Here is a 12,651-nt window from a genome sequence, read left to right on the forward strand (position 1 = left end):
TGAAAGAGAGGCTCCGAATGGATTATTATGAATGATACCGACCCGAGAACAGAAGCCTTCGAGCAGCGCCCCACCTCGGTCTCCTTAAATTCTGCTTAACATAGTGATAGTTCACGAGCTGCACCCCTGCATCCTTCAATGCGTAGGCGAAATCGTCCTCCAGCATCAACTGATATTCCCATACCCGCTTGGCCCATGATGGAATCAGCCGCTGCATGTGCCCATCATCCATGGCTGGATGAATATACGTCTCGGATACACCTTCGGGAAGATCATATATCTTGTCGAGCAGGGACTTCTTGAAGACCTCGTAGGTCTCATCTTCCTGAATGTGATAAGGATGGGAGAGTAGGTAGTCTGGAATAGGAACCTCCAGCAGATCAGCGACAGAGACGATCCGGGCAAGCGTCTCTTCTGCGTTCGGAATACTGGTTAAGAAGGAATCCTTCGCATAGATCTGACGGAACAACCTGAAAGGTAGCCCACGGCGAGAACACTGCCATAAGACAAAGGGTAGATAACTTCGGCCAGTCTCAAGACCGTACAGACTTCCCATATGATTATCCACATGCGAAATCTCAATTCCAGCTTCCTTAACTGCCTTGAATTGGGCCAGAATCTCTCCTCTTACCGCCTTTGGATGAGCATTCGTCTCAAATTCGAGCACTGTTCTATACAGATGTCCGCTTTCATCGCGATGCTTAGAATTCCTCGTAAGACTTCTCCATCGGAAGCCGTCAAATTCACTGGTCAAAGTAAGATGCAGACCGACCAGGCCCTTCCCCTTACTCCTGCTCCAGGCAGCGGCCTGTTCAAATGCGGGAGCCGGGGGCATGATTGTCGCAGAGGATACCTTGCGCTCCTCGAGAAGATGAATGATCGCCTGGTTAGCCGCTTCGCTCTGGCCGAAGTCATCACAGTTCAGGATCAAATACCTCATCAGAGATCACCTTCCGTTTCTTCATTTGCCGGGATTCTTAAGAACAAGGAGATGAGGAATGACACCAGCAGCAGGCCAAACGGGACCGCGCTGATTAAGACTTTGAACGTCATTTCGGGGTTGGGTCCCGGCTGGTCACCGCTTACATAACCAAACATCATGCCGACAACCCAGAATGCCAACGCCGAGATCAGACCACTCGAACGTGTGATAAATCCGGCTACAGCCGTATACATTCCCTCTCTTCTTCGTCCGGTTGTCCGCGCGTCTCGGTCAATAATCTGACCGCTAATGACGGCTGGTGTAACAAGGAACCCTGCAAGCCCACATCCGGCTACCACTCCCGATACAATCCCCGTACCAAGATCCCGAGCGAACCAGAGCGGGATAACGGACAAGGCATAGAAGGCCAGCGCGAGCTGCCATCCCTTCACTCCCCCTAGCTTGCGGATAACCCAGTACCATACCGCTACGAGCGGAATGACGGAGACGAAGATAGATGCAAGCAGAAGGGACACTTCGGACTCCGGGATATGCAGAACATACTTCGCATAGAAAGGGATGATCGAGCTCAGCAGCCCATTCACGGTCTGGGCAAACGAATTGGCCAGATTGAATATCCAGAATGCCTTATTTCGCAGCGTTTCACGGAACGCTTCCCTGAATTTGAGCGGTGCTTGAACGGACTCTTCTTTTTCCCTCACATAGAACATACAAAGTGCCATAAATAGGACAAAGGTTAGCGCGAGCAGAATTGACATATTTCGAAATCCATAAATCGAGATGAGTATAGGGGTTAAGGCTGAGGCCGTTAATAGAGCGATGATTTGCATACCCTGCTGAATTGCTGAGGCTTTTGCGCGAAGTCTGTCCCCTCTGTATAATTCGGGAAATAGAGCCCCGTAGTTCACCCAAAGAATAGTGGAGACCGTCTCATACAGCATTAACGCGGTAAGAAACCAGGCGAATAGTTCCATTCCAGCCAGTCCCTCGGGTACGGCGAATACCATGACAAAGCTAACTACAAATAAGGGAATAGCTGCCACGATCCAGGGCTTACGCCTGCCATAGCGCGTTCTCGTAAGGTCCGATAAATACCCGAAGATAGGCTGGTCCACCGCATCCCAGATCAGAAAGATGGTTCGGGCCAAAGTAGCCAGACCCACGGCCAGACCCAGCTTCTCAACATAATAATAACTATAAAAGCTGCTAAACGCCTGAACCGGAATCATCATCGCAAGCATACCCAGCGCATAGGTAACGGGGGAATTCAGATGCTTGGATCTCATAGAACCCTTCCTCTCCTCGGGATTTCTATCAATGTATGTGCTCTACGCTATTTATATGAGAGGGGCAATAAATACAAAGAATGGCTCTATCGCAGACACACTGCAACAGAGCCACCACTCTTTAAGTACTAAGAAATTAACTTTTGCTGCAGCATGGCAGCAAGCTCTTCTTCCAACTCATAAATCATCGGCCGAATATGATTGGACGGCACCGCGATAGGATTATTCTCCGAATGTTTGACCGTCCATATGACCGGAATATTTAGACCTTCAGCTATTCCTGCCGCAAAATAAACCGCTGGCGAGTGGGAAGTTATATCCGCAATAACCAGCTTGCTGTCTGAGACAATTTCACCTGGAGGCGTGTCCCTTTTCTCGGACCAGGATTCATGAATAAATCTCGGCAGATAGCCGCACTGCTCAAGCCGGGGCAGGATCTTCTCTGACCATGAGACCCGCAAGGCGTCTTGATCTGGAAGCAGCACATAACAGGACTTCAGCTTGCGGCCTCCACTTCTGGCCGAGGCTTCGCTCCATCCTTTGTCCGTAAGCTTAAAGGTGCCTCCCTCTCTGGCAATGAGCTCCTCTTCTCTTAATTTATCAATAATATATACAAGTTCTTGTAAATTGGGAGAGTACGTCAGATTATAACAGCTGGATAAGGGACGTATCGTTACCGGGTGACCAGCTCCTTCGGAATGACGATACAAGTACAAGAGAAGCCGGGTCCCTTTATCTTCGATCGTTACAGGAATTTCGGGTGAATTCACGATGGATTCAAGACCCTCCAGCGTCAAGTTCACCTTCTGATCAAGGTCCGTCTTCTCGCGAATATATGCAGAGATGACCGGGAATATTTGTCTTTTTTGCACATGGGAAAAAGCCTGAATGGGGTTGTAGCTGCTTCTCATTAGTGAATAATAGCCGTCCGGAGAGCAATGACAACCTATGAACCTATCGAAATCCCCATGGGATTCAATAGGGACAATCTCATCACAGAACAAGCATAATTTCCTAGCCATAGCAGTTCATCACCTCTAGTTGTTAATCAATGTGTCCTTTATACCTTAACAAGTATTACCCAGAAAGTAGATAAGAAAATATTTCCTACACGTACCTCCAAGATTACATTTAACCCATAACTAGACATAGACAAAGAGGGCAGCCTTGGTCATATGACCTACAAGGATGCCCTTATTTCTTTACAGCCCTATATCCTCTGAATTAATTATTAAGAACTAAGAATGTCGTCAATTACCTTCAGTTCATCCGTTGTAAATTCTGAATTGCTCAGTGCTCCTACGGCATCCTCGATCTGGCTTAGTTTACTTGCCCCGATTAATGCCGAAGTAACTCTGCCTCCGCGAAGAACCCAGGCGAGTGCCATCTGGGACAGCTTCTGTCCCCGCTCAGCCGCAAGGTCATTTAGCCTTGCCGCCTTCCCCATGACCTCATCTGTAATATCCTCTGTGCGAAGGAATACACTCGGACCTGCTGCGCGTGAGTCAGGAGTGACTCCATGAAGATAACGGTCTGTCAATATTCCCTTCTGAAGCGGTGAGAACACGATTGAACCGATACCTTCTTCATCTAGAACATGCTGAAGCCCTTCTTCAATCCATCTATTCAGCATCGAATAGCTAGGTTGATGGATTACACAAGGCGTGCCGAGTTCCTTCAGAATCTTTGAAGCCCTGCGGGTCTCCTCAGGTCCATAGTTAGATAATCCGACGTACAGCGCTTTTCCTTGACGAACGACCAAATCTAGCGCGGACATCGTTTCTTCAAGCGGCGTATCGGGATCAGGACGGTGATGATAGAATATGTCCACGTAATCGAGCCCCATACGCTTTTAGCTTTGATCGAGACTTGAGACCAGATATTTCTTCGAACCCCAATCTCCATAAGGCCCTGGCCACATGTAATATCCGGCCTTCGTCGAGATAATCAGCTCATCCCGATAAGATGCGAAGTCATCCTGCAGCATTCTCCCAAAGGAGACTTCCGCCGATCCGGCAGGTGGTCCATAGTTGTTGGCCAGATCGAAATGCGTAATGCCAAGGTCAAAGGCTCTTCTTACCATGGCCCGTCCGTTCTCGTATGTATCAATTCCGCCAAAATTGTGCCATAAACCAAGTGAGATTGCAGGAATCTTAAGCCCGCTTGTACCGCTGCGGTTATATGTCATAGATTCATAACGTTCCTGACTTGCTTGATAAGACATGTTCTCGCCTCCACCTAGAGTATATGAGACATACTATAGCTTAGTATGAACGGGATTCCCATGTCAGGAAGGCTGTTAAATATGGAATGAAGTCTTATTTATTGAGAAGACGATTTGTAATGTTTGGGGGAGACCCCGAACATTTTTTTGAACATTTTGGAGAACAGCAGCGCATCTGGATATCCAACAGAAGCAGCCACTTCGCTAATGGTGTACTTCCCCTTCCTCAGAAGCCCACAGGCGCGATCCATCCGATATCGGAGGAGATACTGACTTGGCGGCACACCGGTAGCCTGCTTGAAGATGGTCGATAAATACTTTCGGTTAAGACCGAGATTTGAAGCTAACATAGCCATTGAGACGTTCTCACTGTAATGGCTGTGAAGAAATTCGAGACATCGATGAATATATTCATCTTTGTTACTTGGATAGGATTGTATGCTTGAGAAAGCAGGCGCAGCCTCGATCAGAACGGACAAGAAATCGGCCATGACAGATAACAATCTCAGGTCCTGACTAGTGGGGTGATCAGCCGCCTCGTTGAGCAGATTATACAGATCGGGCATCAGTCGTGTGTCCATAGGAAATACAGGCTCATCTGGAGTTAGATGAGTGCGTGACAGGTACTCCTCAATCCTTCGGCCATGAAAGGCAACCCAAGAATATGTCCATGGCTGATTCTCATCCGCCTGGTAGTAGATAACTGAGCCGGGAAAGCTAAGAAAGGCCTGACCCGCAGTCAGCTTGTAAGTCATACGCCCCACTCTGACCATCCCAACACCTGAATGGATAAAATGAATTTTGTAGACCTCTCTAACCCCAGGGCCGAAAGAATGACCCGGCGTACAATTCTCCTTTCCCCAATAAGAAAGGTATATTTCTTTATCCTCATTTGGAGATCGATCCGGATTATAGTGGAAAATAGCCATCTTTCTCGTTATTCCCTTCTGTAGCCAGCATTCTACGGTCATAGTAACACAATACAGGTCTGGTTTCACCCAGTACTGCTATATAGGACTCAGCTACAATGTTCGCATTTTGGGGCACATTCGTATCTACGTGGAATGTTTGGACTTTCGTAGAAATTTAATAAAAAACAATATTTATTTATTGTAAAACGATATATTTTGTAATAAAGTTACTGTATCATTAAATCAAGTGAGGTGCTACTTTGAATAAAGTAATGCCGTTCTTTTTAAAGTTAGCTGTTATCCTTATCGGAATCCCTGTTCTTGCATTTTGTATATTTTTGGCTCCTAAAATCGGGGATTTTGCTGGAGAATTGTATCCAGGCATTGTTTATTTAAAATCTCTCGTTTTAATTTTGTTGTATGGAGCGGCTGTGCCTTTTTACTTTGCTCTCTATCAGGCTTTTAACCTTTTGCGATATATTGACGAGAACACAGCGTTCTCAGACTTATCTGTCCAGGCATTAAGAAACATAAAGTATTGTGCAATAACAATAAGTGGTTGGTACGTATTAGGTATGCCACTCTTTCATTTTATAGGGAAAAAAGTTGACCCACCTATCGGATTTGTGGGACTCATCATCATTTTTGGTTCGATGGTTATCGCCGTTTTTGCAGCTGTTCTTAAAAGACTCTTACAAGAAGCGATTAATATAAAAGCAGAAAATGATTTGACGGTCTGAGGTGGAAATATGGCAATCATTATTAATATTGATGTGATGTTGGCAAAACGAAAAATGAGTGTAACGGAGCTTTCAGAAAAGGTTGGAATTACTATGGCGAACCTTTCCATTCTGAAAAATGGAAAAGCAAAAGCGGTTCGCTTTTCAACTTTAGAAGCAATATGTAGGACTTTGGATTGTCAGCCAGGCGATATTTTGGAGTACAAAAGCGACAAGGACTAATCCTTTCTTTTTGTCCTTGAACAAAAAGGAAAGAATGCCCTCAAGCAGTATTGGAGCCAACTGCTGAGAACATTCCTTACCCATTCATATCAGATCTATTTATTTGGATGATCTGGCTTCGATTCCATCCACATATATTGTGCTTTTGAAAGGATTATCTTTGGTATAGGCTTCTTCAGCTGGTGCATTCACATAGATTGAGAACGCTTGTACTTTGGCTGCATTCACTGCATCCAGCTTCTTCCCTGCGTTATTGGTGTCCCAAGAAGCCACCACGAAATCCTCGAAAGGAATCTCCACCCAGCGCGGCGCTGTATCTGCCATGCAGGATAATACTCAAATGAGACATCATTAGCCTTAACCTGGATTACGAGCTTCTTGTTCTTCCCATCAGGCTCTAACCAGAATTTCAGCTTGTCTTTAGATGACCAGTTACGGCTTCCCAAATTGAGCGTTACTCCTGTATAGCCTTGTCCAGCCAAGGTATAATCGAACTTCAATCCATAATCCCCGGCAGCTTTGTGATCAGCAGCAAGTGAGATCGTGTTGGCATCTCCGTTCGGACTATATGCGGCGCGGAGCAGATCATCACTACCCTTGTAGCCTTCATAGTTATCTACCAGATAAGGGTCGGTGGACTCTCCCGTGTAAGCATTGATTAAGCGAATATTATCTACATAGACAGGTCCTGAATAATCAAGACCGCTGCCGATTAGCGCAATGGAAAGCCCCGTTGCAGCTTGTCTCAGCTTCTCATCGGTAAGATCAATCTCCGCCGTATATTTGCCATAGACTGTTCCATTCACGGTTACGGTATTCAGATCCTTTAGCTTAACTGGAGCTTTGGTCTCGAACTTTGAACTGCTCGGGGGCAGTTCGGCCGCTCCATGCAGATTCGCATCTGGATTCTTCGACCCTGCGGACAATGGAATCCATGCGTCAAAAGAGACGCGGTTCACATTCCCAAGATCACCTGCTGTGAGCTTAGGCAGCCCGATCTTCAGTTCCTGCCACGAGTCTGTCCCCACCATATTCTTCACATCAATCCGAAGCTTCCCATCATCTCCAAGCTTAGTGTAGGAGAACCCGGATTCCATAGTAGTTGGCCATGTTCCATTGTTCTGTACCTCATCGATCCCTTTGTCAAAAGATATCGTCTTAAGCGTGATTTCCGGAATACCCACATATACCGTGATTGTCTGCTTAAGCACAGTCTTATTCTTTGCGTAGGACTTCACGGTAAGCTCAGTCCCTTTACCATTAAGCTCCGGGGACGGTCGCCATTCGGCTTGATACATGCCGTTTGTGGCAAGTGTCATGGGATATTCGGCCGATGAATTTCCGATCGAATAGACCACCTTGGACACCTTCTCATTCAGAACTCTGGCCCGGATTGTGGTGGTATTTGTTTTTATGGTCTCTTGTCCTGTTGGAGAGACGATGAGCATGAAGGGATTCTCTTTAGTTGTAGTTGCTTTGTTCGTATATACATTCTTCAGATCGCGGCTGAAGTAGGTATAAGGATCTTTATAGAAATTAACGAAGTCAGGGAGCAGCTCATGATTCCCGTACTTAGAAGAATTCCGGTAGGGCACAAAAATAGAATCGTAGTTAAAATTCGCCCAGGTTAGCATATATGCCATACGAATCGCACCCGGATCAGACTGCATAGCACGAATCAACTTGGTATAAAAGTTCTTGTCCGCGGTTCCTGTCGGCTTCACACCGGAGTATCCAAACTCAGTAAATGCGGCCACCTTCCCTTTGGCATCCGCCAGCTTCGAGATGAGCTTCGCATCATCCACAACAGTATCGAACCAGCCTTGATTGCTGCCGTCATAATACGTATCGAATCCTAGAACATCCACATAGTCATCTCCAGGATAAGTCTTCAGATAGGCAGCATCCATGTTGTTAAATGGACTGCCCGGGGAGAAAGCGTAGAGGAAGTTATGTACCCCCTTAATGTCCCGTAAGTATTCAACTGTATAACGATAGATTTCGATATACTGTTCCTTCGTCGCATAAGGTGCTCCCCACCAGAACCAACCCCCATTCTGTTCGTGGAAAGGTCGGAAGATGACCGGGATGTTATTTCCCTTTGCATCCTTCAGATGATTAGCGAAATCTGCGATTTTATCCAGAAAAGCATTATACTCCGCGTGCTTGTCACCACCAGGCAGAATGTGACTTACTACATTTCCACTGGTATCATAGAAATCTTTGCCTGTCACAAAGTTAGGCATATGAGAGCTGAGTGTTAGCACACCGCCCATATCATAGGCCTGTCTCATGCTCTTCACGAGATTATCCCGGTTCTGTGCAGGGGTGTTCGATGTTGATCCGGGTTTCTCGAGGCCTTCCAGACTAAGTGTATCCCAGCCGAACATGGCGGGATAATCGCCCGCCGCGCTCTTGGTATCGGAAGCAGGACCTGTTCCTGTCTTCGCTGACAATACCTCATCGGTCGCATGCTGCTGACCGAACAGGGTGTGCTTTCCCCTTATACTTTGCAGGTATACAAATAGGGAGCGAGTACTAGCTGTAGCTTGTGAATCCGCAAGATTTATTTTCTTAGGGGATTCAGCCACATTCCCAGCCCGCTTCGTCCCACTTGCAGCCAGCGCCGGTGACATAACCGACATGATAAGGATAACGGTGAGCAGTGTGATCCATGCTTTCTGAAATTTCTTCATAACTACCTCCTCATTGATGTAGAAGTTTAATAATGAAATCTTCTAACGTTCAATCCACATCTTCGCCTCTCTCTTCCCTCCTTTGTCCAACAGTTAAATAAGGAAAATCGCCCCATCATTGAATTGTAAGCGGTTTAATAGAGATTTTAGCAAGCCCATTTTGATAAAAACAGGGATTGTATTGGCTTTTATATAACTGTCTTATCTTCATTAATAGATTAAGTTGGTCCTCCGCTAATGATTTAAGACAAGGTCATAGATTTCTAATTACTGTTGTCTTAGATTGGCATCCTGGTACTCAACCGTCCGCTATTTATTGCACTGAGTTGTGATTCGTTGTATTTTGTTATAGCCATGTAACACGGCATTCCTGAATGCATACAAACAGGATAATTCAGAACAATAAATCGCAATTGAGTACCTATAAATCATTTTCAAGTCAGCTATATAATGACAATGTAAACGCTAACAAACAACGAAAAGGGGCGAATTAATTGAAGAAAAAGCTACTCTCATCCGGGATATCTATGGTAATGGTTATGTCCTTACTGCTGTCGGGCTGCGGCTCCGATAGTTCAGGTGGCAATACTGCCACTAAGACGGACCCTGGCACTTCAACGACAACGAAAAGTGAAGGCGCCGACATTAGCGGCAAGATCACATTTCTAACCAATCGTACAGATATGATCGGTAAGGAATACGACGATTATCTCAAACGCTTCAATGAGAAATATCCGAATATCGAAGTCGAGTTTGAAGGTTCTCAAACCGACTACAACCAACAAGCTAAAGTAAGAATGGCCAGTCAAGAGTTGCCTGACGTCATGTTCATCCCGAGCATTCCAAATTCAGATCTGCCTAAATACTTTGCTCCTCTAGATGATTTAGGACTCAATGACAAGATTACCTTTAAAGACTTCAGAGCCTTTGACGGTAAAGTGTACGGACTTACAACAGGTAACGCTACTTCAGGAATCGTGTATAACAAAAAAGCATTTGCTGACGCAGGCATTACATCGGTTCCCAAAACTTGGGATGAATTCCTGGCAGCGTGTGAGAAGCTGAAGCAAAAGGGCATCGTTCCACTGGCTTCGAACTTCAAAGATAAATGGCCGCTCAACAGCTGGGTATATGATCTTCCTCGTGTTATCGAGAATAACCCTAACTTCCCGAATGAGAAGCTGAACACCGATACACCTTTCACAATGGACAACGGTTACGGCAAGGCAATGAGCCTGCTGCGTGAGCTGAACGAGAAAGGCTATTTGGAGAAGGATATCAACTCTACGAACTGGGAACAGTCCAAGAAAGATATCGCTGCTGGCAAATTCGGAATGTACTTCTTGGGCAACTGGGTAATCAATCAGGTCATCGGAGCCGGAACAACCTCGGATAACGTTGGATTCTTCCCACTGCCTTATGATAACTCAGGCAAACCTTCAGCGTCTTTGAGCGCTGATAACTTCTATGCCGTTGCCAAAGATAGCGAGAATGTTGATGCCGCGAAGGCTTTTGTAAAATGGATGATTGAAGACTCCGGTTATGAGGACTTTGCAGGATTTATCCCTCCTCTCAAGGACAAGGAATCCAAGCTTTCTCAATTGAAAGAGTTCCAATCCGGGGGCGTGAAGCTTCAGGAAGGTACACCTGATGATGCGGTAGTTACTGACATTACCAATAAAGCACAGCTCGATATCCCAGCGGTTGCTCAGGAATTCGTACTCGCTTCCGATCCTCAAAAAGTATTCGACAAATGGAATGCTGCGTGGGCCAAAGCAAGAAAAGAAGTGAAGAAATAAATTAGTCACACATATGAAAATGGATTATCTCCTCCAGATAATCCATTTTCATTTAAAACCTGAAGATGCGAGAAAGAAGGTCTGATCATGTTTGGAACTATGTCCTACAATAAGCAAAAAACCATAATTATCGTCTCTTTCCTGACCATCCCTCTACTCCTACTGGCTATGTTCACCTATTATCCGGCAATCAAGCTCATCTACTATAGCTTCACCAACTGGGACGGATACAGTCCTGAGAAGCCATGGGTCGGATTGGCTAACTATCGGGAGGTATTCAGCAATCCGGACATATTCAAGGTGTTTGAGCATAACTTTGCTTATTTCGTTATGGGTGTCGTCCAGAACATTATCGCGATTTATTTCTCTGTTGTTCTAAGCAATCGACTTCGCGGGAAGAATTTCTTCCGTATTCTGTTATTCCTTCCTTATATCATGAACGGAGTTGCGGTTGCCTTCATGTTCGGTTATGTATTTGACACAACGAATGGCTCCCTCAACCTGCTGCTCGGCAATCTTGGCCTGTCTGGTCTCGCTGATACAAGCTGGCTCGGAAAAGAAGGTCTAGTCAACTATTCCCTGGCTTCTACAGGATTATGGCGCTTTATGGGATACAATATGGTTATCTATATTGCTTCGCTACAAGCAATTCCTAGGGATATTTTCGAAGCTGCGAAGATTGATGGCGCTAACTCTATGCAGACTTTATGGAGAATCACACTTCCTAATATGAAGCCTGTTATTCAATTGAACCTGTTCCTAACCGTTACCGGTGCTCTTGAAGTATTTGATCTTCCTTTCGTACTGACCAAGGGCGGTCCTGCCGGAGCCAGTCAGACTTATGTACAGCGGGTTGTCGAGACGGCCTTTGCATTTAACAATTATGGGCTTGCCTCAGCCATGAGTATTATTCTGCTGTTCTTCGTCGTCTTTGTCCTCTTGATCCAGCAGCTTGTACTTAACAGAGGAGGTAACAAATAGCTATGGAACATTCCAAATTTCGCCCGATAGATCTTATTAAATATGTGACTCTGCTCATTGGTGTATTCGTGGTCTTATTCCCTCCTTACGTGGTCATCGTGAATGCATTCAAGTCTACGGATGAATTTAACGGCAGTAATTCGATGGCTTTGCCCAAGAGCTTTTTCAATTTCGATAATTTTATGATCGTGTTCAAACGGGGTCATTTATTTAGTGGGTTCGGTAACATTCTGATTATCATTGTGATTACCCTGGCCCTCAATATTCTGTTCGGAACGATGGTGGCCTATGTTCTCGGACGATTCAGTTTCAAGCTGAAGCCGATTGTTTTTGGCGCATATCTCGTAGCTACCATTATTCCAAGTATTACTACTCAGGTTGCTACCTTTGGTATTATCAAAAGCATGGGGTTGTACAATACTCTTGGAGCGCCTATCATTCTATATATAGGTGCCGATGTAATCCAGATCATCTTGTATCTGCAGTTCATTCGGAACATTCCCGTAGATTTAGATGAGGCTGCCATGGTCGAAGGAGCTTCTTTATTTAAAATCTACCGGTCAGTTATATTCCCTTTGCTTACGCCAGCGACCGCTACTCTGGTCATTCTGAAGACGATCAGTATCTACAACGACATGTATATTCCATACTTATACATGCCAAAACAAAGTCTTGGCGTAGTGACCACCGTCCTTATGCGTTTCCAAGGTGTCAATTCGGCCGATTGGAATTTGATTTGCGCTGCGATCCTGGTCATTTTACTGCCAACTGTGATTCTGTACATCTTCCTTCAGCGATATATTTTCGAGGGAGTTACCAGCGGCGCGGTGAAGTAACAGTCATACAGGG

Annotated in this window: 11 protein-coding genes and 1 pseudogene; 5 read left to right on the forward strand and 7 right to left on the reverse strand. The window is 45.5% G+C overall.

Annotation, left to right across the window (positions count from 1 at the left end; genetic code table 11):
- Positions 1-25 precede the first annotated feature (25 nt).
- The 5 genes and pseudogenes from ACRRNK_RS11940 to ACRRNK_RS11960 all read right to left on the reverse strand — a co-directional run bounded on the left by ACRRNK_RS11940 (position 26) and on the right by ACRRNK_RS11960 (position 5,382).
- The gene (locus ACRRNK_RS11940) at positions 26-940 is read right to left on the reverse strand and encodes a polysaccharide deacetylase family protein (protein WP_433942977.1); all 915 of its coding nucleotides are present in this window, start codon (positions 938-940) and stop codon (positions 26-28) included.
- The gene (locus ACRRNK_RS11945; protein ID WP_433942978.1) at positions 940-2,229 is read right to left on the reverse strand and encodes an MFS transporter; all 1,290 of its coding nucleotides are present in this window, start codon (positions 2,227-2,229) and stop codon (positions 940-942) included. The genes ACRRNK_RS11940 and ACRRNK_RS11945 overlap by 1 nt, the downstream gene beginning before the upstream one ends.
- A gap of 128 nt (positions 2,230-2,357) precedes the next feature.
- Positions 2,358-3,251 (reverse strand): hypothetical protein, encoded by an 894-nt coding sequence (locus ACRRNK_RS11950; RefSeq protein WP_433942979.1) that lies wholly within the window; start codon positions 3,249-3,251, stop codon positions 2,358-2,360.
- 209 nt (positions 3,252-3,460) lie between these two features.
- Positions 3,461-4,453, reverse strand: a pseudogene (locus ACRRNK_RS11955) (aldo/keto reductase).
- A 98-nt stretch (positions 4,454-4,551) separates the two neighbouring features.
- Positions 4,552-5,382, reverse strand: coding sequence for an AraC family transcriptional regulator (locus tag ACRRNK_RS11960; RefSeq protein WP_433942980.1), 831 nt, complete (start codon positions 5,380-5,382; stop codon positions 4,552-4,554).
- A gap of 254 nt (positions 5,383-5,636) precedes the next feature.
- Here ACRRNK_RS11960 and ACRRNK_RS11965 point away from each other — a divergent pair, with 254 nt between their 5' ends.
- Together ACRRNK_RS11965 and ACRRNK_RS11970 are read left to right on the forward strand one after the other, a co-directional pair.
- Positions 5,637-6,104 (forward strand): DUF2975 domain-containing protein, encoded by a 468-nt coding sequence (locus tag ACRRNK_RS11965; RefSeq protein ID WP_433946876.1) that lies wholly within the window; start codon positions 5,637-5,639, stop codon positions 6,102-6,104.
- Between the two features lie 9 nt (positions 6,105-6,113).
- Positions 6,114-6,326 (forward strand): helix-turn-helix domain-containing protein, encoded by a 213-nt coding sequence (locus tag ACRRNK_RS11970; protein ID WP_433942981.1) that lies wholly within the window; start codon positions 6,114-6,116, stop codon positions 6,324-6,326.
- Positions 6,327-6,425: 99 nt separating this feature from the next.
- On the opposite strand, the gene ACRRNK_RS11975 is transcribed toward ACRRNK_RS11970, so the two are convergent.
- Positions 6,426-6,554, reverse strand: coding sequence for a hypothetical protein (locus ACRRNK_RS11975; protein WP_433942982.1), 129 nt, complete (start codon positions 6,552-6,554; stop codon positions 6,426-6,428).
- Complete coding sequence (locus ACRRNK_RS11980; protein ID WP_433942983.1) at positions 6,551-9,022, reverse strand: glycosyl hydrolase; 2,472 nt, start codon at positions 9,020-9,022, stop codon at positions 6,551-6,553. The genes ACRRNK_RS11975 and ACRRNK_RS11980 overlap by 4 nt, the downstream gene beginning before the upstream one ends.
- 494 nt (positions 9,023-9,516) lie before the next feature.
- Here ACRRNK_RS11980 and ACRRNK_RS11985 point away from each other — a divergent pair, with 494 nt between their 5' ends.
- The 3 genes from ACRRNK_RS11985 (at position 9,517) to ACRRNK_RS11995 (ending at position 12,638) form a co-directional block, all read left to right on the forward strand.
- A complete protein-coding gene (locus ACRRNK_RS11985; protein WP_433942984.1) occupies positions 9,517-10,821 on the forward strand; it encodes an ABC transporter substrate-binding protein in 1,305 nt (434 codons plus the stop codon).
- Positions 10,822-10,908: 87 nt separating this feature from the next.
- Positions 10,909-11,802: a carbohydrate ABC transporter permease gene (locus ACRRNK_RS11990; protein WP_433942985.1), complete on the forward strand. Its 894-nt coding sequence runs from the start codon at positions 10,909-10,911 to the stop codon at positions 11,800-11,802.
- A gap of 2 nt (positions 11,803-11,804) precedes the next feature.
- Positions 11,805-12,638, forward strand: a complete 834-nt coding sequence (locus ACRRNK_RS11995; protein ID WP_433942986.1) for a carbohydrate ABC transporter permease — start codon at positions 11,805-11,807, stop codon at positions 12,636-12,638.
- The last annotated feature ends 13 nt before the right edge of the window (positions 12,639-12,651 follow it).

It is taken from the genome of Paenibacillus sp. SN-8-1 (genome assembly GCF_050995535.1).
GTDB lineage: Bacteria > Bacillota > Bacilli > Paenibacillales > Paenibacillaceae > Fontibacillus.

What these genes read in the sequence shown, in the direction of transcription:
- ACRRNK_RS11970 (WP_433942981.1), top strand. Translation starts at nt 6,114, where the DNA reads ATGGCAATCATTATTAATATTGATGTGATGTTGGCAAAACGAAAAATG.
- ACRRNK_RS11965 (WP_433946876.1), top strand. Translation starts at nt 5,637, where the DNA reads ATGCCGTTCTTTTTAAAGTTAGCTGTTATCCTTATCGGAATCCCTGTT.
- ACRRNK_RS11940 (WP_433942977.1), bottom strand. Translation starts at nt 940, where the DNA reads ATGAGGTATTTGATCCTGAACTGTGATGACTTCGGCCAGAGCGAAGCG.
- ACRRNK_RS11950 (WP_433942979.1), bottom strand. Translation starts at nt 3,251, where the DNA reads ATGGCTAGGAAATTATGCTTGTTCTGTGATGAGATTGTCCCTATTGAA.
- ACRRNK_RS11995 (WP_433942986.1), top strand. Translation starts at nt 11,805, where the DNA reads ATGGAACATTCCAAATTTCGCCCGATAGATCTTATTAAATATGTGACT.
- ACRRNK_RS11980 (WP_433942983.1), bottom strand. Translation starts at nt 9,022, where the DNA reads ATGAAGAAATTTCAGAAAGCATGGATCACACTGCTCACCGTTATCCTT.
- ACRRNK_RS11945 (WP_433942978.1), bottom strand. Translation starts at nt 2,229, where the DNA reads ATGAGATCCAAGCATCTGAATTCCCCCGTTACCTATGCGCTGGGTATG.
- ACRRNK_RS11990 (WP_433942985.1), top strand. Translation starts at nt 10,909, where the DNA reads ATGTTTGGAACTATGTCCTACAATAAGCAAAAAACCATAATTATCGTC.
- ACRRNK_RS11960 (WP_433942980.1), bottom strand. Translation starts at nt 5,382, where the DNA reads ATGGCTATTTTCCACTATAATCCGGATCGATCTCCAAATGAGGATAAA.